The 17,234-nt window shown below is 50.2% G+C and carries 19 protein-coding genes; 7 read left to right on the top strand and 12 right to left on the bottom strand.

All coding sequences use genetic code 11. From position 1 onward, the window contains the following. The first annotated feature begins 217 nt into the window (after nt 1-217). A complete protein-coding gene (locus ABWH99_RS20570; RefSeq protein WP_154859499.1) occupies nt 218-1,165 on the top strand; it encodes a type IX secretion system membrane protein PorP/SprF in 948 nt (315 codons plus the stop codon). A gap of 329 nt (nt 1,166-1,494) precedes the next feature. Here ABWH99_RS20570 and ABWH99_RS20565 read toward each other — a convergent pair whose 3' ends face one another. After that, a complete protein-coding gene (locus tag ABWH99_RS20565; RefSeq protein WP_375583663.1) occupies nt 1,495-1,647 on the bottom strand; it encodes a hypothetical protein in 153 nt (50 codons plus the stop codon). Between the two features lie 273 nt (nt 1,648-1,920). On the opposite strand from ABWH99_RS20565, the gene ABWH99_RS20560 reads away from it, so the two are divergent. The 3 genes from ABWH99_RS20560 (at nt 1,921) to ABWH99_RS20550 (ending at nt 3,923) form a co-directional block, all read left to right on the top strand. Beyond that, nucleotides 1,921-2,163 carry a type II toxin-antitoxin system HicA family toxin gene (locus ABWH99_RS20560; RefSeq protein ID WP_154858846.1) on the top strand — a complete coding sequence of 81 codons (243 nt, stop codon included), beginning with the start codon at nt 1,921-1,923 and terminating at the stop codon, nt 2,161-2,163. Between the two features lie 132 nt (nt 2,164-2,295). Then, complete coding sequence (locus ABWH99_RS20555) at nt 2,296-2,637, top strand: type II toxin-antitoxin system HicB family antitoxin (protein ID WP_154858843.1); 342 nt, start codon at nt 2,296-2,298, stop codon at nt 2,635-2,637. Nucleotides 2,638-3,086: 449 nt separating this feature from the next. Further along, nucleotides 3,087-3,923 (top strand): RHS repeat domain-containing protein, encoded by an 837-nt coding sequence (locus tag ABWH99_RS20550; protein WP_375583662.1) that lies wholly within the window; start codon nt 3,087-3,089, stop codon nt 3,921-3,923. Between the two features lie 153 nt (nt 3,924-4,076). Here the strand turns inward: ABWH99_RS20550 and ABWH99_RS20545 are convergent, their stop codons facing one another. Continuing rightward, nucleotides 4,077-4,277: a hypothetical protein gene (locus ABWH99_RS20545; protein ID WP_375586621.1), complete on the bottom strand. Its 201-nt coding sequence runs from the start codon at nt 4,275-4,277 to the stop codon at nt 4,077-4,079. Nucleotides 4,278-4,476: 199 nt separating this feature from the next. On the opposite strand from ABWH99_RS20545, the gene ABWH99_RS20540 reads away from it, so the two are divergent. Together ABWH99_RS20540 and ABWH99_RS20535 are read left to right on the top strand one after the other, a co-directional pair. Continuing rightward, nucleotides 4,477-4,698 (top strand): addiction module protein, encoded by a 222-nt coding sequence (locus ABWH99_RS20540; protein WP_154858835.1) that lies wholly within the window; start codon nt 4,477-4,479, stop codon nt 4,696-4,698. After that, a complete protein-coding gene (locus ABWH99_RS20535; RefSeq protein ID WP_375583661.1) occupies nt 4,695-4,997 on the top strand; it encodes a type II toxin-antitoxin system RelE/ParE family toxin in 303 nt (100 codons plus the stop codon). Before ABWH99_RS20540 ends, ABWH99_RS20535 begins: the two co-directional genes overlap by 4 nt. Nucleotides 4,998-5,226: 229 nt before the next feature. Here the strand turns inward: ABWH99_RS20535 and ABWH99_RS20530 are convergent, their stop codons facing one another. Both ABWH99_RS20530 and ABWH99_RS20525 read right to left on the bottom strand, forming a co-directional pair. After that, entirely contained in the window at nt 5,227-5,406 is a 180-nt protein-coding gene (locus ABWH99_RS20530) for a type II toxin-antitoxin system RelE/ParE family toxin (RefSeq protein ID WP_375586609.1), read from the bottom strand. Between the two features lie 347 nt (nt 5,407-5,753). Then, complete coding sequence (locus ABWH99_RS20525) at nt 5,754-6,599, bottom strand: purine-nucleoside phosphorylase (protein WP_375583660.1); 846 nt, start codon at nt 6,597-6,599, stop codon at nt 5,754-5,756. 118 nt (nt 6,600-6,717) lie between these two features. On the opposite strand from ABWH99_RS20525, the gene ABWH99_RS20520 reads away from it, so the two are divergent. After that, a complete protein-coding gene (locus ABWH99_RS20520; RefSeq protein ID WP_154858830.1) occupies nt 6,718-7,242 on the top strand; it encodes an NADPH-dependent FMN reductase in 525 nt (174 codons plus the stop codon). A gap of 2 nt (nt 7,243-7,244) precedes the next feature. Here the strand turns inward: ABWH99_RS20520 and ftsZ are convergent, their stop codons facing one another. From ftsZ to mraY, 8 genes are read right to left on the bottom strand one after another with little or no spacing between them, the layout of a single operon-like run. Next, nucleotides 7,245-8,855: a cell division protein FtsZ gene (gene ftsZ, locus ABWH99_RS20515; protein ID WP_375583659.1), complete on the bottom strand. Its 1,611-nt coding sequence runs from the start codon at nt 8,853-8,855 to the stop codon at nt 7,245-7,247. A 46-nt stretch (nt 8,856-8,901) separates the two neighbouring features. Continuing rightward, nucleotides 8,902-10,218 carry a cell division protein FtsA gene (gene ftsA / locus ABWH99_RS20510; protein ID WP_375583658.1) on the bottom strand — a complete coding sequence of 439 codons (1,317 nt, stop codon included), beginning with the start codon at nt 10,216-10,218 and terminating at the stop codon, nt 8,902-8,904. Nucleotides 10,219-10,229: 11 nt separating this feature from the next. Then, nucleotides 10,230-10,982 carry a cell division protein FtsQ/DivIB gene (locus ABWH99_RS20505; protein WP_375583657.1) on the bottom strand — a complete coding sequence of 251 codons (753 nt, stop codon included), beginning with the start codon at nt 10,980-10,982 and terminating at the stop codon, nt 10,230-10,232. A gap of 1 nt (nt 10,983) precedes the next feature. Continuing rightward, nucleotides 10,984-12,387, bottom strand: a complete 1,404-nt coding sequence (gene murC, locus ABWH99_RS20500; RefSeq protein WP_154858822.1) for a UDP-N-acetylmuramate--L-alanine ligase — start codon at nt 12,385-12,387, stop codon at nt 10,984-10,986. Continuing rightward, nucleotides 12,384-13,496 (bottom strand): undecaprenyldiphospho-muramoylpentapeptide beta-N-acetylglucosaminyltransferase, encoded by a 1,113-nt coding sequence (gene murG, locus ABWH99_RS20495; RefSeq protein ID WP_375583656.1) that lies wholly within the window; start codon nt 13,494-13,496, stop codon nt 12,384-12,386. The genes murC and murG overlap by 4 nt, the downstream gene beginning before the upstream one ends. 4 nt (nt 13,497-13,500) lie before the next feature. After that, nucleotides 13,501-14,670 (bottom strand): FtsW/RodA/SpoVE family cell cycle protein, encoded by a 1,170-nt coding sequence (locus ABWH99_RS20490; protein WP_154858820.1) that lies wholly within the window; start codon nt 14,668-14,670, stop codon nt 13,501-13,503. Next, nucleotides 14,657-16,018 (bottom strand): UDP-N-acetylmuramoyl-L-alanine--D-glutamate ligase, encoded by a 1,362-nt coding sequence (gene murD / locus ABWH99_RS20485; protein ID WP_375583655.1) that lies wholly within the window; start codon nt 16,016-16,018, stop codon nt 14,657-14,659. The genes ABWH99_RS20490 and murD overlap by 14 nt, the downstream gene beginning before the upstream one ends. Next, nucleotides 16,019-17,230, bottom strand: a complete 1,212-nt coding sequence (gene mraY, locus ABWH99_RS20480) for a phospho-N-acetylmuramoyl-pentapeptide-transferase (RefSeq protein ID WP_154858816.1) — start codon at nt 17,228-17,230, stop codon at nt 16,019-16,021. Nucleotides 17,231-17,234: the final 4 nt, after the last annotated feature.

Below are 17,234 nucleotides of genomic sequence, written 5' to 3'. Positions count from 1 at the left end.
AAGATGGAGTAGTGGGTTCGGTAATTCCGCCCCGCTCCATACTTGTTTTTATCAATCGTATAAAGAGCACTGGGATCAAATGGACCCTGCCCGGAGTTCGGCATGCATGACGGGTATGTTACCTACTGTAACGATAGAAAGCATCGGAGCCGCCTGCTGGTAAGCAGGGATTTTCCCGATCAATCGGGATGATCGATTAAAAACAAATAACAAACAAATGAAAAGGACACTATTATTGACGCTAAGTTTACTAATCAGTACGTTGGGCTGGTCTCAATCCCAGAAGTACATTAGTCAGTTTTCACATTTTCAAAGTTACTTCAATGCGGGGCTTACGGGTTATGAAGGCAGCACGGTGCGAAGCTTTGTGCGGAATCAATGGTCCGGCATTGAAGGCTCCCCGAAAACCTATTTTCTTAGTTTCGAGCTCGATTTCGGGGAGTTGGGTGGTTCCTCAGATGGCGATCTCCTGGGCAAAAACGCGATGTCTGTAAATCTGCTGCAGGATACCTATGGGGCCTTCCGAGAAACCGAATTGCTTTTAGGCTATGCCTCACGTATCCGACTGAGCAGTTCACACAACCTTCGTTTGGGTGTTGGCTTGAGTTATCAGCAGATTCGCCTGGACGGGGCCTTACTAAACCCCGAACAACGGGACGACCCAACGTTGGGCCAGTACATGGGCTCCTTTACGAATATGGCCGTAAGGGATTTCAACATGGGTTTGGCATTGACCCATCGAAAGTATTACCTGAGCTATGGAGTACACCGGGTGAATGGGGGTAGGCTAACTTCCGGGGACGCGTTTATGGATTCCTATCCGGCAGCTCAGGTAGTGCAAGCTGGTTTTCGTGATCAAGCGGGGCCGAATATATCGGTAATCGTAAACGGCATGTATCGGCTGCAGCGGGATCTACCCAGGCAACTAGATCTCAATATGAAGGTGTTGCTACAGGACCGGGTATGGGTGGGACTCGGGCACCGAGTGAACGACGCGAGCCATCTCCAGTTTGGGGTAATAGCCAATGGCCTACGGTTGGGGTACATTTATGAATTTCCATTGTCGCAGGGCTATCGTTTACCGGGGAGGATCCATGAGTTTACGGCTGTTTTGCAGTTGTTCGGCCAGCGAAATGAGGGCCGGGAGATGCCGACTATTTGGTAGAGCCCGCGAAAAATAGGTAAGGCAATAGGAAAGATGGCACCGCCTGCTCTTAGTCATAGCTTCATTTTTAGGTCGCAACGTTACCAATATCAGGGTAGTCGAAAACAGGCCAGGTTCTAACGATCCTATCGGTAACATACTGTCCGACAGGGTTGATAAAGGGACCCTCACAAGACTCTTGTCTTGCAATGATGTTGGGAGTAACATCCGTTATAAATACCTGGATTTATTTGCCAACTGCCCGCTAAGATCCGAGCAATTACCGGTAATGCAAGTGTGCTCTAGTGCAAATAGGCGAAATAAAAGCCCGGCCAGTCCGGGTTTTTGCTTTAAAGAGCCGCGACATTTTCCTGAAAGAAATCCTTAAACTTTTTGTTGGTGAGCATGGTGTCGATGAGCCTGAATACGGTGCTACGGTCGTCCTCGTCCAGTTGGTTAATGAGCTTGATGCGCTCAAATTCCGGTTTATCCTCCAGTGTCACTTCGCCGGGCAGCTTCCCTTCTTAGTTCAGGATCTGATCTACGGTCATATCAAAAAGCCTGGCCAGTAGCTTTGGTACGATTACGATTAATATAAGATCAGGGAACAAATTAAAGATAGTAAGCAGTTTTGCCGAGTACAATAATTTGAGTTACCCATGTAGGTACAAACATATGGGCTTTGAAGAATTGAGAGAGCTGATAAAGAATCAAAACTTGTTCGATTCTATTCAAATTACTTGGAAAACGCAACTAAATACAGTTACTTTGAGTTTATGTCTAAGAAGGAAAAACTGGTCGCCAGGTTTTTGGGCATGCCATCCGACTTTCATTATGAGGAGATGGTGAAACTGCTTGGATACTTTGGTTTTGAGGAAGTAAAGAAAGGTAAGACCTCCGGTTCGAGGGTGAAATTCGAGAACGGTGAAGGGGTTCCTGTCATGCTCCACAAGCCCCATCCAAGCGGGATTATGAAGCAATACCAAATGAAACAGGTCAGAGAATTATTGGAGTTATGAAATTGAGCCTGCACGGGGCAGTCGGGCATGACGCAAACGGCACACGGAGGGATGATTATAATGGTGAGATTCCTCGTCCGACTGGTGTCATCCGGGCGGGCATATGTCCTTTAAAAAGCAAATTAAAATCATATGAAATATCTGGAATACAAAGGTTATACGGGCAGCATTGAGTATAGTCCCCAGGATAGTCTGCTCTATGGAAAAGTGTTGGGAATCAGGGGGCTGATCTCCTACGAAGGAGAGACAGGAAAACATCTGGAAGAGGATTTTAGAGAAGCCGTTGATGCTTATCTGGCTGATTGTAAGGAAGGCGGAAAACCCCCTGAGAAGCCGTTTAAAGGAAGTTTCAATGTGAGGATACCGCCATCGTTGCACCAACGGGCTGCATTGCTGGCCATGGAGGCCAAGACCTCCCTGAACAACTTTGTGGCCGAAGCGATTCGGTATAGGGTCGACAAAGAACCTGCCTGATTATTTTTTTACAGGAAAGGGATCCGTTCCGAAAAGACACTCGACGTAAGGGAAACTGTCACAGGTTAAGCGGCGTTCCTCATCGTCATCCGGCAAAAAGCCACGCCAGCCCTCAGGTAAGCTTCGTAGCTCAGCCCACCTGCCGTCCTTCGGGTCTTCGCTGTGCTCCGAGGCTGTCATGTCTTTTGTGCTCCCTCTTCTTTCTCATGGCTGTCCCCGTGTCTCCGTGCAGATGCTTTCCGCCACGGCGGATCGCTTCGCCAGTCACTGCCGGGATCTACCCACCGCTTAAACCGCCCCACTCCCTTGCTTTTTGCCCATACCCGCCTAATTCAAGGCTTTCTTTTTTCAACCGAAAAAAACTATCTTTATGGTTGTCCAATGGGGCGAAACGTTCTTTTTAAATGTTGTGAGGAGGTTGGAAAAGCTCAGGAAATTGTTGTGCAGAGGTGTACCGATACCTTTACAACGGGAACGAGATCATAAGGGACCTTAATCTGGAAATATACGACTTCAAATCAAGGTTTTACGATCCTGCAATTGGGCGGTTTATAAGCATAGACGTGCTGGCCGACCACCCAAGGCAGATTGGGATGTCCCCATACCAGTTCAGTTGGAACAATCCGATCAAGTACAATGATCCAGATGGTAAATGTCCCAGCTGCTGGCCTATGCTTTACGCCGCATATCAAGGGATGAAAGCAAAATATTCAGGTATTTTAAGTCAAGCCAATGCTCCATCACAAAGATTGATTTCGGGAACGTCTGGTAATACCCCTTCAAATATCGGGATGAATGAAACCACGAGGTCAGCCATTAAGATTGCAGGGGTTGCTTCCGATATCAATGCAGTGACCGAAGTCGGAAAAACCTTTGCAAAGGAAGCAACAATGGATGTGGGAAATGTTCTTGATAAAGGTGGAGAGGCAGTATCAGATCTAGGAATCTTGCTTGCGATACCGACAGAAGGGGCTTCTATGGTTCTTGTACCTATTGGTGAAGGAGCTTCCATACTTGGTATATCCATGAAGGCGGGAGTTCATTTGAGCAACGGAAATGTCCCAGGGGCAGTCCAAGAAGGTGTTAACCTCGCTGTAGGTGCAATTACTAATTCGGCTGCAGTTGCAGCAATTCAGCAATCTAAAAAAGTAGGATTGATAAATAACCCCATTCAGGAATATACTCAAAAATCTGCCTTAGGTGTTGTTGAAAGTGGGGTTAATAAAACTAGCGGGTTAATCAATGAAAATGTTCAAAGAGGAGATGAAGAAGAAAAAAGACGATAATGAATTTTTATTAGCAGGCAGGATGAATTTTATTGGCCTACTTATAGTATTACTAATGATATTATTATACTATCTTTTTGGGTAGTTTTCTTTAAGAACAATTTAAACTCTTTAGTAAGTTATATTAAAAAAGCCCCGATTAAGGGGCTTTTTCTATTTAGCGAAAGCCTGTTTGGTTTTAAAATTTTGGATGTAAGTATCAATGACGTTTAATAAAACGCTTTTGGTATCTGCATCCATTTTTTGTATGTCGTTTATACGATCCACCGTTTCTTTGTCGTAAGAAGCGTTTTCACCTTCCCCGATTAAAAAATCCACCGTTACGCCAAAAGCCCTGGCCATCTTAGCTACCATCTCGATAGAGGGCAGGTTTTCGTTACGCCCATACTTGCCGATCATCTCCCTGGAAGCGGCGATCCGCTGCGCTAATGAAATGCAGCTGCCGTCACTCAGGGATCAGGACGACGGTGTGGAAATGCCATCTTTTCGTACAGCAGAAACTTAACTGAACAAAAAAACCATTAACTTTAAAGAACAGATAAAACTGATCAAAATGGATATCCAAACTATCAAAGTCGACCTTATCCACTGGCTCACGGAGCTACAGGATCCGAAAATACTGGAACAGCTTCAGGCTCTCAAACACCTTCAGGAGGGAGGGTTAAGCGATGCCCACAAGGCGTTGTTGGATGAGCGTATAGCTTCCTATGAAAAAGATCCCGGCAATGCGTTGGACTGGGATGAAATAATGAAAGAGATTGAAAAGGATTTATGACCTACAGGATTAAGCTGCTCCCGGAAGTTCGTTTCGACATTAAGGAAATAATGGAATGGTACAATGAAGAAAGGCCTGGATTAGGTAAAGCGTTTTATTTGGCATTGAAATCAAGGCTTGATTCTATCCGGAGGTATCCAATGCATTGTCAGGTTAGCTATAGGGATCTGAGAAGCATTTTGTTGGACAGGTTCCCCTACCAGGTACATTACAAAATAGAGGAAACGGACGGATTGATTGTTGTTTTTGCGATCACGCATACCAGCAGGGATCCCGAGGTCTGGAAAAGCAAGAGGTGATACCATACGGATTGGTATGAAAACCTCAAGATCCAACTGCATTCTTTTGTGATAGCCACTTCGAAAAGTAAATTCAGCATATCGATAAAGTTGACAGGTTAGCGGCGTTCCTCATCGTCATCCGGCAAAAAGCCACGCCAGCCCTCAGGTAAGCTTCGTAGCTCAGCTGTAATAGCTCCGATATTATCTGACAGTTGGCTAAATTTAGTCCGCGTTTTCTTAAGGGATATCACTCCCAAAATGATTGTAAGGTAAGATAAATATCCTTTCTGTGGCCCAGATCGATCACATCCACCAGCAGGACACTGTCCTGTATCTCGTAGATGATTCGGTAATCGGCCATACGGACACGGTAGCCGTCCCTGCCTTTTAACTTCTTGCAGCCTTTTGGGCGAGGGTCATTTCCCAGATCCAGTGCTATGGATTTGAGGGTGAATCAATGCGGTTTGGCTTGACTGGCGTATTTCCGGCACCTGCTGCCTCGTCGAACGGTGTTTCTCTTCACCCAGGGCCGCATCTTCGATCCCGCGAAAGGCCTGTTCGACCTGGTTATGCGCCGATTTGTCCTGTTAGCCTCCGGACCGGATCGTTCCCGATCTTACCCACCTCCCGCATCCTATTTCGGTCCGTATGCCTGCCCATGCTGTTTGGAGTACCCGGTGCTAGCGATGGTGTATACGAATAAGTTCTCAGGAAAAGCACTTTCAGTTTTTTTCCTTGCCATGGAGGCAAGGGTCCGGGATGCGGGAAGAAGCGTCAGGAAGGGTACAGGCGATTCAGCAGACCGGATAGTATTTTACGCATCGCGGGTTCGGCGCTTGCAGCAGCTCGCAGCACATCGGCAATGCTGATTTTTTGGATATTTCCCGGCGTACCGAGATCGGTAATGGCCGAAAGGGCTGCCACTTTCATGCCGCAATGAACCGCTACCTGCACCTCTGGCACGGTGCTCATTCCGACCGCGTCTGCACCGAGGATTCGGAGGTAGCGGTACTCGGCCGGGGTCTCCAGATTGGGTCCCTGCACGCCTGCATAGGTACCCCGGTGCAGCCGGATTCCATCCGTTTGTGCGATCTCCAGGGCCCATTCAATGAATCGGGGACAGTAGGGAGCACTCATGTCTGGAAACCGGTCTCCAAATTCGTCCAGGTTGGGCCCACGAAGCGGGTTTTCCGGAAAGAGGTCAATGTGGTCGTCAATGAGGAGCAGGTCGCCCACGTTTTGCGCCGGATGTAATCCCCCGGAAGCATTGGAAATCAGCAGGTTTTTCACGCCCAATTTGTTCATGACCCGAATCGGAAAGGTCACCTCTTTCATGGAATAGCCCTCGTAATAGTGAAACCGTCCTTTCATCGCAAGGACCGGGTGTTTGCCCCATTTTCCCAGGACCAGTTTTCCGAGATGGGATTCCACCGTAGAAACGGGAAAAAAGGGAATGTCGCCATAGGGGATTTCCCGCACCGGCTCGATGTCCCGTAGGAGGCTGCCCAGTCCGGTACCCAGAATGATTCCGGTTTCGGGAGGAGTTTTTAGAAAAGGCGCGAGGTAATTCACCGCATGGGTGATTTTTTCAGCATAGGGAATGGAGGGTTCGTTGCGCATGGGGAAGAAAGGGTACAGTGAGGCCGGAAGGCAATGGATTCCGGTTAAAACCAAATATAAGGAAAGGGAAACTTTATGGGGTACTTGTTTGTATTTATGTAGTTAGAAATTATTCTTCATGATCAAGATCATCGTAAGCACGAATCGTAAAAATGCGGTATCGGCCAAAATGGCCGGGTTGTATCAGCAGATATTGGATCAAAACGGAGCAGAAAGTGAAATCATTCACCTGACTGACCTTCCGGATGACTTTGTGTTTACTGCCCTGTACGAAAATAACGGGAAAAATAGCGCCTACAACGCCATCCACAACCGCGTAAAAAGCGGGCACAAGTTTGTATTTATTGTGCCGGAATACAACGGGTCTTTCCCCGGTATTTTAAAGTCATTTATTGACGGAATGACCTATCCAAATAGTTTTCGTTCAAAGAAATGTGCCCTGGTTGGCATTTCCTCAGGTATCGGCGGTGCCAGCATAGCGCTGAGTCACCTGACCGATATATTTAATTACCTGGGAATGCATGTACTGGCCAATAAGATTAAACTCGCCAAGATCGAGGAAAACATGGTTGACGGGCACCTTTCCAATAAGCTATACATCAGCCTCTTGCACGAGCAGGCGAGGGCGCTGATCGATTTTTAGGCTCAGTCCACGTTATCGTGAAGAAACCGGTTGTTGCTGATGATCTCGTTGTCATCGTTTAGGTTAAATTTGGAAAGATTCCGCTCCGAACTGTGCTGTACTTCGTGGAGTTTGATGTTTTTCCGTTGGTACGCCGGTATTTCCAGTTTTTCTTTAAACTCCTCCGGCGTCTGGTTCACCGAGCGCATTTGGCGCAGTTTTTCGAACCGGTCGTGCGCCCGCTTCATTGCCTTTTCCTTTATTTGCTCGAAGTAGTCGTTTTGATACATGTTGGGCTCTTCCTTTTCCCTGGGCGCGGCTTCCTCCGGCCGGTCGAATAAGGTCAGTACTTTTTTTGCTTCCGGAGCAGGGGCTCGTGCGACGAATTCGAAATCGTTCCTCTCCTCCTCTTTCTGACTGGTTGCGCTTGGCGTCACCGGGTTGTTTTTCCTTTCCGCAGGGGCTTCCTGAGGAGTGCCGGACGCATTTCTGGAGGCATCCGGGGAAGGTTGTGGAGGTTGTTTGACAGAAAAGGTCACGGTTTGTCCCGGATTGCTTTCGTCTTCCTCCACCTTTGAGGTTTTCCCCGACTCCAAATGGATCACTTTTTTGCTTTCCTCCGCTTCTTTTTTCCTGGTTTCGGCAAAGGTTTTGTCTGCAAGGGAGTCGGTTTGAAAGCCGGTGGCAATGACCGTTACCCGGATGGCCTTTTTCAGATCGGGATCGATGCCCTGACCGAAGATGACGTCTGCCATGTCTCCCGCCCGGTCTTGAATGAATTCGGTGATCTCCACCAACTCGTCCATGGATAGCTCTTCGTCTTCCCCCGACATGATGGAAAGGAGTATTTTTTCGGCGCCTTTGATGTCCACGTTGTTGAGCAGGGGAGAAGAAATGGCTTTCTCGGCAGCTTTGATGGCACGGCCTTCCCCTTCTTCCATAGCCGAACCCATGACGGCTGCTCCCGCGTCCTTCATGACGGTTTTGACGTCCTCGAAGTCCACGTTGACATCCTGGGTTTCGGTAATGATCTCGGCGATGGACTTGGCAGCGGTACTCAGGATATTGTCAGCCTTGCCAAATGCCTGGCGTATGGGTAGGTTGCCGTAGATATCCCGAAGTTTATCGTTGAGGATGACCAATACGGTATCGCAGTTTTCCCGCAGGGCTTCGATTCCGGCCTGTGCGGAAAAGGTTTTTTTCCTTCCCTCAAATACGAAAGGTGCGGTGACAATGCCCACGGTAAGGATGTCCATGTCTTTCGCGATTTTTGCAATGACGGGAGCTGCCCCGGTGCCGGTGCCTCCGCCCATTCCGGCGGTGATAAATACCATTTTGGTAGTGTCTTCCAGGAGTTTTCGGATTTCCTCTTTGCTCTCAAGTGCGGCATTTTTTCCTTTTTCGGGGTTGGCACCCGCACCCAGCCCTTCGGTGAGGTGCGCTCCGATCTGCAATTTCAGCGGTACCGGGCTGCTTTTCAACGCCTGTGAGTCGGTGTTGACCACCACAAACTCTACGTCTTTGATCCCTTGGTTGAACATGTGGTTCACGGCATTGGAACCTCCGCCTCCGACACCGATGACCTTTATGATCGATCGGTGATTTTTTTGAATATCGAATTCATAATCTCTCATGATCTATGCTATTTTTTTGGCTATGTGTGATGCTGGGCGAAACCGCTCAGTAGTTTTCGTTATCGTCGCCGATATCATCGGTGATGAAATTTTTCAGTTTTTTGGTAATGGATCCAAATATGTCCCGGCCTACCTGCTCGGATCGGTAGGCTTTTCTGGCCGCCGGATTGCGTACGGTTTCCTTGAGGCGGTAGGTATCCTCGCGGTCATCCAACGCCTTGAATCCGGCCAGTACCAGGCCCACGGTCGTAGCGTACATGGGACTCTTTACATCGTCAATTTTAGATTTACCCAGGTGCTCGTTGGGATAGCCGATGCGGGTATCCAGCCCGGTAAGGTATTCAAACAAGGGGCCCACTCCATGCAGCAGGGAGCCGCCACCCGTCAGTACAATTCCGCCGGCCAGCTTTTTGTACACCCCACTGGTGGCGATTTCGGATTGGACCATTTCGATGATTTCTTCCATGCGGGCCTGAATGATGGAGGCCAGGTTTTTTACGGAAATCTCTTTGGGCGGCCGGTTGCGCAGGCCCGGAATCGAAACAATCTCGTTTGGATTGGCTTCTTCGGCGATGGCCTTGCCAAACTTGGTTTTCAACAACTCCGCCTGATGGTGCATGACCATGCACCCTTCCTTGATATCGGCCGTGATGATATTGCCTCCAAACGGAATTACCGCGGTATGCCTAATGATGTTTTCGTAAAAAATGGCCACATCCGTGGTGCCTCCACCGATGTCTACCAGGCAGACGCCTGCTTCCTTGTCCAGGTCGCTCAGCACCGAAAGGGAGCTGGCCAGGGGTTCCAGGATGAGGGCTTTGGATTGAAGATTGGCCCGCTTCACGCAGCGGTCGATGTTGTTGATCGCCGCCGACTGGGCGGTAATGATGTGAAAATCTGCTTCCAGACGTGCGCCGGACATGCCCACCGGATCCCGAATGCCCTCTTCGTAGTCTACGGTGTAGTCCTGCGGCATGACGTGAATGATGCTGTTGCCGGGTGGAACCACGATGTTTTCCATGTCATTGGCCAGACGGCGAACGTCTTCCACGGTGATTTCGTCGTCCTTGGGGTTGCGGATGATCACGCCATGATGAATCGCACTTCGGATGTGCTGTCCGGCGATGCCGACGATCACCTCTCCGATGTCTACGTTGGACATTTCAGAGGCCTCGTTGACCGCTTTGGTGATCGCGTTGACGGTTTTATCGATATTGGTGACGATGCCACGGATTACTCCGTCGGATACGGCTTTGCCCATACCCAATACCTCTAGCTTTCCGTATTCGTTCTTCCGACCGATAATCGCACAGATTTTCGTGGTACCTATATCCAGTCCTACAATGAGTTTTTCGTTTTCCATAGCGCTAACAGTTATTCACAAATGATTTGATCCTTGTATTTTACATTTACCCGTTCGTACCTATTCCATCCTTTTTCCGGAAGGATTTTCTTGTAGTAGGTTTTGATTTTTCTAAACTTGATGTCGATGTTTTCGGGTTTCCCAAACTCAATGACCTGCTTCCCCACCTGTTGGTACAGATCGATGTCTCCATTGTCCCGCAGCTCCAGCGAGCTGATTTGTGCCGCCCAGAAGGGGTCTTCGTTGATAAATTGGATCAGGTCCAGCAATGCGGGTTCCGATGCGGACAAATCTTCCAGCTTCAGTAAAGCTTCTGCCCGTCTTCCGGTCATTATCAGCACCCGACTGGTGTAATTGGACGAGGTGGGTAGGATTTTCCCCGTGCTGCTGATGTAGCCATCCGCTGCCATGGGACGGACAATCCGTGCCATTGGGACATGCTGGCTTACACGAATCCGTATCGTTCCTTTCAAATCACGATAAACCTCGGCCTTCTTCACGAAGGGGTGCGCTTCTACCTTTTTTTCCAGCGCATTGATGGAAATATCCTCTAGCGTTCCCTGCTTTTCCAATTCGGGAAAGGCATTGGTCAGGAGGCCGACGAGCTCTTTTTCTTCCACAAAGTAGACGTCGCTGACCCCCTCTACGTGGATTTCCAGGCCGGATAGCGTTCGTGATGCCGCCTTCTTCTCGACAAAAGCAATGAATCCCGATACTACCAGGCCAGCCAATACCATAAGGACGATTTTTTTAACCTGTCTCATGTTAACTCCTTTCATCCGCTATCCATTTTGCTATAGGTTCCACCAAACGATCAATATCGCCCGCCCCGATGGTCACCAGTACTTCCGGTGGCCGTTGCTGCAGGTAGGGCAGGAGGGCTTCTTTTTCCAATACTCTTTTCACCGGGCTGCTGATTGCCGGCAGCAACATGGCCGCTGTCACCCCCGCTATGGGTAATTCCCTGGCGGGATAGATGTCCAAAAGCAATACCTCGTCCGCAAGGGACAGGCTTTCCGAAAACCCGGCAGCGAAATCCCGGGTTCGGGTAAATAGGTGGGGCTGAAAGACAGCCGTCAGTTTTTTAGTAGGGTACATGGCCTTTACCGAACGCAAAAAGGAACGGATCTCTTCCGGATGATGGGCGTAATCATCGATATAGGTGATCCTTTCTCCGGAATGAATGAACTCAAACCTTCTTTTAACTCCCCGATAGCTGGCAATTCCTTCTCTAATTGCGTTTTCGGAAAGGCCAAAATACCGGGCAGCTGCGATGGCTGCCAGGGCGTTTTCGATGTTATGAAAACCGGGTACGTGAAGGTTTAGGTCGTCGATTCGTTCGGTTTCGGCACAGTAATCAAAGGAGAATGTGACGGTACCTGCCTGAATGTTCGCTGCCCGTATGTTACCGGAGTCCAGGCCGTAGGTACGGACCGGAACGCTTCCGTAGGCCTTGTCCTTGATTTTCTCGTAGGCCCGGTGCTGAATGAATAGTTGGCCGCTGGGATTGGTCAGGCGAATGAAGGCAAGGAATCCCTCCAGAAAGTGGTCGGGGTCGCCGTAGATATCCAGGTGGTCGGGGTCGATGCTGGTGACGATGCTTACATTCGGATGCAGTTGCAGGAAGGAACGGTCGAATTCATCCGCCTCCACTACCACCAGGGGAGCTTCCTTGCTTCCTTCGTCGTGAAGGATCAGGTTGCTTTGGTAATTCTGGGTAAGGCCGCCCAAAAAGGCTGCCGTATTGTGTCCGGCGTTTTTCAGCAAATGGGCGATCATCGAGGAAGTCGTCGTTTTGCCGTGGGTGCCTGCGACGGCCAGGGTTTCCATGGACTTGGTAATCAAGCCCAACACCGCGGAACGTTTCATCAGGGTGTACCCCTGATCGGTGAAATAGCGAAAAAGCGCGCTGCTTTGGGGAACAGCGGGCGTCCAGATCACCAGGGTTTGTTTCCTGTCCGTTTGCAGGAAGGCAGCGGGTATCTGATCGGGGTCATCCCGATAGCTGATGTCCATCCCTTCGCTTTCCAGGGTCGCTGTAAGGGGAGAAGGGGTTTTGTCGTAGCCAAAAACAGGTACCCCGATGTGTGCAAACCAGCGGGCAATGGCACTCATGCCAATACCTCCAATACCGAGAAAATAGACGCTATGTAGGTTTTTTACGTTCATTGTATCAGATTTTCCATGACGCCGACGATTTCCACCGCAGCGTTTGGTTTCGATAGTTTTTTGATGGCCTGCGAAAGAGATCGCTGTTTTTCGGGGTCCTGAAGCAAGGCATGTACCATGGACTCCAGCTCCCGAACCGCCATCGAATCCTCCAGCAGCAATGCACCTCCCTGAGTTACTACGGCCCTGGCATTTTTGGTCTGGTGGTCTTCCGCCACGTTTGGCGAAGGAACAAAAATCACCGGTTTGCCAACCAGGCTCAGTTCCGAAACCGAAAGTGCTCCCGATCTGGAAATGACCAGGTCAGCGGCCGCATAAGCCAGGTCCATCTCCTTGATGAATTCCTGGGCATGAATGTGAGTCAACCCGGAGTCCTGAACCTGCTGTTGGATCTTCTGGAAATAGTACGAGCCGGTTTGCCACAAAACCTGGTATCCCTTCGCTTCGAATCCCTGCATGCTTTCCAGCATTGCTTCGTTGAGTGTGCGCGCGCCCAAACTTCCCCCAATAGACAAGATCACGGGCTTGTCTGGCTGTAGGCCAAAGTGTTTTCCTGCGGCTTCTTTTTTGCCGGTTACATCCAAGATGTCTTTGCGTACCGGGTTGCCGGTATAGTGTATTTTTTGTTTGGGAAAATAGCGCTCCATTTGCGGATAGGCCACGCAGATTGCCCGGGCGTTTTTTGCCAGCAAGCGATTCGTCAGACCGGCATAGCTGTTTTGCTCCTGTATCAGCGTAGGAAGTCCCTTTCGTTGGGCGGCAAAAAGTACCGGGCCACTGGCATAGCCACCCACGCCCACCACCAGGTGAGGCTGGAAATTTTTGATTAGTTTTCGGGCTTTTTGGAGGCTGTCCAATACCTTAAACGGAAAGCTGAGGTTCTCCAGCGTAAACCGGCGTTGCAGGCCGGCGATCCGCAATCCCTCGATCGGGTACCCGGCTTCCGGAACTTTCTGCATTTCCATCTTTCCTTCGGCACCGACAAACAACACTTCGCTTTCCGGAAACCGCTCGTTCCAGGCCTTCGCAATGGCTATGGCCGGATAGATATGGCCTCCGGTGCCCCCTCCACTGATAATGATTCGATATGTCTCTCCGTTCTTTTTCAACCGATTATGCAACGTTTACCAGGTTTTTGACCGATTTTTCTTCTCCCACGAAGGCATCTTCGTGGTCTCCCCTGCTCACACTCAGGATGATGCCCAGGGAAATTCCCGTAAAAATCAACGATGTTCCGCCCATGCTGACCATGGGCAAGGGCAAGCCGGTAATCGGGACCAATCCCACGGCTACTCCCATATTGATCATGGCCTGTATCACCAGGGAAAAACTCAGGCCTGCCGATAGCAAGCCGCCGAAAGGCCGGGTAGAAATGGCGACTACCCGCATGCCGCGGTACAGCAGCGCCAGGTACAGAAACAGTACAAAACCTCCGCCTACCATGCCGTATTCTTCCACGATGATGGCGTAAATGAAATCCGAATAAGGATGTGGTAAAATGTTTCGTTGCTCGCTTTTCCCAGGTCCTTTGCCGGTGATTCCACCGGTGGCAATGGCTATGTAGGAGTGTTTGGCCTGAAAGGGTACTTCGCCGGGATCCTCGTTCATGAATTTTTCGATCCGGGAAAAGAAAACACCGCCTCGTTGTCCCATCAGTATGGCCGTGGACAACACGAGCGCCCCCACCATGCCGACGACCAGGAGGTATTTAAGGGGCACCCTGCCGATAAACATCAGCAACAGGCAGGTAGACAAAAGCATGACGGCGGTGGACATATTGGCCAGGGCAATGAGCAGGCAAATGATCCCGATCCAGATAATGATCGGGATAAAGGTGCCTTTTATATCTGCAATTTTTCGTTGCCTCTTTGCCAGCATCCCCGCTACGGCAGCAATCAGTGCCAATTTGGCCAGATCGGAAGGCTGGAAAGCCTGGTTGATGATGGGAATGGTCAGCCACCGGTTGGCCTCGTTGATGGTCGCACCAAAAGCATAGGTGATCAATAACAACGGCACACTGATCCATAAGGCAAAGAGACTCAGTTTGGAAAAATACTTGTAGGGAATGGTGTGCACTCCCCACATAACCACAAGGCTGCTCAGGATCAGCGCACTGTGCTTGAACAGGTAGATCTCCGTATTGCCACCCATTTTTCGGTAGGCGAGGGAGCCGGTAGCCGAATAGACGGCCAGAATGCTGATCATGGACAGCAACAGCACGATACCCCAGATAATGGGGTCTCCTTTAAGGTTCTCTTCCAGCCAAACTTTAACTTTCGCCATTTTCAATTGCTGTTTTTAGTTGCTTCACGGCCTCCTTGAATTGGTTGCCACGGTCCTCGTAGTTTTTGAACAAATCAAAGCTTGCACAAGCCGGAGACAGTAGGACCAGGGCCCCGGGACTTCCCTTTTCCAGTGCCCAGCGAAGGGCCTGATGGATGTCCTGGGTTTCCAAAATCTCCGGTATTTTTCCGCCAAAGGCCGATTTGAGCTTTTCGTTGTCCCGGCCCAGGCAGATCAGTACCTGTACCCGTCCTTGCACCAGCGTATCGAGCTGGGAATAATCATTTCCTTTATCCACCCCGCCCGCAATCCAAATGAGCGGGGAATCGTAGGCTTCCAGCGCAAATGCCGTTGCATCCACGTTGGTGCCTTTGCTATCGTTTACAAATTGAATGCCGTTGATTGCTGCCACCCACTCCATTCGGTGTGCCGCATTCACAAAAGTCCGGAGAGCCGGGCCCAGCGTAGTTGCCGGCACCCCCGCTGTGGTGGCCGCCAGAACGGCCGCCAGGGAATTGGCCAGATTGTGTGTTCCCTTTAGGGCCATGTCTTCAATCGGCCAGGACCATTCTCCCGCATCGGTTGTTACCCGCAGGTTTCCTGCAGCCACATGGGCCCTGCGTGCAGGACTGGCCTCCAAACCGTAGGGCAGTGCTGCGGGCTGACTTTTCTTGTGGGCCAGCGCCAAGCGAATGTTTGCGTCGGAATCGTAGTATATGAAATGGTCTTCCGGTTGCATGGCATTCGTCAGCTGTACTTTGGTGGCCGCATAGAGCGAAAGGTCGTTGTTATACCGATCCAGGTGATCGGGGGTTATGTTGAGCAACACGGCGATGCGTGGGCGGAATTTCACCAGGCCCTCAATCTGAAAACTACTTACTTCCAGTACCCACCAGTCCCGGTCGCCTTCGCAGAGCTGTAGCGCCCAGCTTTGGCCCACGTTGCCCGCCAACCCTACCTCCAGCCCTGCCGCTTGTAGCAGGTGATGGATCAGCAGGGTGGTGGTGGTTTTTCCATTGGTCCCGGTAATGGCTATAACCTTTCCCTGCGAATAGCCGAAGGCGAATTCCAGTTCGTCTACCACCGGAATGCCGGCGGCTTTGAGCTTCACAACGATGGGGTGGACATAGGGGATTCCCGGGCTTTTGACCACCGTATCGGCAGCCAAAAGCTCCGCAATGGTATGGGTTCCTTCTTCAAACCCAATACCTCGCTTCTTGAAAACGGCTTTCTTCTCCGCAGCGATTGCTCCGGCATCGGACACAAAAACCCGATGCCCCTGCTTTTGGGCAAGAAGCGCGGCTCCAAAACCGCTTTCTCCGGATCCTATCACGACCGTCTTCTTCATTTATCGCAGTTTAAGTGTAGCCAATGCCAGTATGGCAAACAAGATTCCAAGTATCCAGAATCGCACCGTAATTTTTGCTTCGGGGATGTTCTTTTTCTGGTAATGGTGATGCAGCGGCGACATGAGAAAGACGCGCTTTCCCTCCCCGTATTTCCGCCGGGTATATTTGAAATAGCTCACCTGAATGATCACGGAGAGCAATTCGATCAGGAAAATGCCGCAGAGCACGGGCAGCAGGAGCTCCTTTCGAAGGGTGAGGGACAATACCGCAATGACTCCCCCGATCATCAGACTGCCGGTGTCGCCCATGAACACCTGGGCGGGGTAGGAATTGTACCAAAGGAATCCCACGCAGGCACCGACAAAGGCAGCACAGAAGATTACCAATTCGCCGGAATTTGGGATAAAGAGGACGTTTAGGTATTGGGAAAAGATCGCATTGCCGCTGATGTAGGCGTAAATAGCAATCGTAAGCCCGATGATGGCCGAGGTGCCGGCCGCCAACCCGTCTATGCCGTCGGTGATGTTCGCGCCGTTGGAAACAGCCGTCACCACAAAGATCACGAGTAGTACGTACAACACGGGGGTGAAATTTTCCCCCAGGAACCCAAAAATCACGTCGTAGTTCAATTCGTTGTTTTTCAGGAAGGGAATGGTGGTTTTCATGGATTTCACATCCTGGAAGGCCGGTGTTGCGACCACACCTTCGGCGATGGAGACCGTATCTTGAAACTCACGAATGACCACGTCCTCGTGAAAGTACAGGGTCACGCCCACGATAATCCCGATCGTTACCTGCCCGATGATCTTAAACCAGCCGGCCAGTCCTTCTTTGTTTTTCCGGAATACCTTGATGTAGTCGTCCAAAAAGCCAATGCCCCCCAGCCAAAGGGTTGTTACCAGTAGCAGAATGATGTAGATGTTGTAGATATTGGCAAACAGGAGCGTGGGTAGCACGATGGCTGCCATGATCATCAATCCACCCATGGTCGGGGTTCCTTTTTTTTCCAATTGGCCCTGCAGACCCAATTCCCGGACGGTTTCCCCGATTGACTTTTTTCGGATCCAATCAATGATTCCTTTACCCAGGGTAATGGTAATCAGCAGAGAAAACAAGGCTGCCATACCTGCACGGAAAGAAATGTAGCGAAACACCCCTGCACCGGGGAAATCGTAGGTTTGGTCGATATAGTCAAAAATATGGTACAGCATTCGG

This window comes from Cyclobacterium xiamenense (assembly GCF_042140265.1).
Taxonomy (GTDB): domain Bacteria; phylum Bacteroidota; class Bacteroidia; order Cytophagales; family Cyclobacteriaceae; genus Cyclobacterium; species Cyclobacterium xiamenense_A.
The sequence above is the reverse complement of the archived record's forward strand: the minus strand, read 5'-3'. Positions and strand labels throughout refer to the sequence as shown.